The sequence below is a fragment of the Rhodopseudomonas sp. BR0C11 genome, assembly GCF_010820945.1.
Lineage (GTDB): Bacteria > Pseudomonadota > Alphaproteobacteria > Rhizobiales > Xanthobacteraceae > Rhodopseudomonas > Rhodopseudomonas palustris_H.
This window is the reverse complement of sequence record NZ_QTKI01000751.1, coordinates 1-992: the sequence shown is the minus strand read 5'-3', so window position 1 is coordinate 992 and position 992 is coordinate 1. Positions and strand designations below refer to the sequence as shown.

The 992-nt window shown below is 66.2% G+C and carries 1 protein-coding gene; it reads left to right on the top strand.

Annotation, left to right across the window (positions count from 1 at the left end):
• Window positions 1–992: Rne/Rng family ribonuclease (locus tag DYI24_RS27135; RefSeq protein WP_164574520.1), on the top strand; the 992-nt coding region annotated here is incomplete at both ends.

Genomic DNA, 992 nt, shown 5'->3' with positions numbered 1-992 from the left:
GCCGCCAGGGGATGCTGGTGCAGGTCGTCAAGGAAGAGCGTGGCAACAAGGGGGCGGCGCTCACCACCTACCTGTCGCTCGCCGGCCGCTACGCTGTCTTGATGCCGAACACCGCCCGCGGCGGCGGCATCAGCCGCAAGATCACCTCGGCCCAGGATCGTTCGCGGCTGAAGGAAGTGGTGCAGGACCTCGACGTGCCGGAAGGCATGGGCGTGATCCTGCGCACCGCCGGCGCCTCACGGACCAAGCCCGAGATCAAGCGCGACTTCGAATACCTGATCCGGATGTGGGAGACGGTGCGCGACGTCACGCTGAACTCGCAGGCGCCGAAGCTGGTCTATGAAGAAGGCTCGCTGATCAAGCGCTCGCTGCGCGATCTCTACAACAAGGAGATCGATGAAGTGCTGGTGGCCGGTGAAGCCGGCTATCGCGAAGCCCGCGACTTCATGCACATGCTGATGCCGTCGCAGGTCCGCGCGGTGAAGCTGTATCGCGACGGCCAGCCGCTGTTCTCGCGGATGGGCGTCGAGAGCCAGCTCGACGCGATGTTCTCGCCGACCGTGCAGCTTCGCTCCGGCGGCTACATCGTCATCAACCAGACCGAAGCGCTGGTCTCGATCGACGTCAACTCGGGTCGCTCGACCCGCGAGCACCACATCGAGGATACCGCGCTCAAGACCAACATGGAGGCCGCCGAAGAAGTCGCCCGCCAGCTCCGGCTGCGCGACCTCGCCGGCCTGATCGTCATCGACTTCATCGACATGGACGAGAAGCGCAACAACCGCGCAGTCGAGCGCAAGCTCAGCGACTGCCTGCGGCAGGATCGCGCTCGCATCCAGGTCGGCCGCATCTCGCATTTCGGCCTGCTCGAAATGTCGCGCCAGCGCATCCGCGCCAGCGTGCTGGAAAGCTCGACCGAGCCTTGCCCGCATTGCGGCGGCTCGGGCCACGTCCGCTCGGTGTCCTCGGTGGCGCTGCAGCTGCTGCGCGGC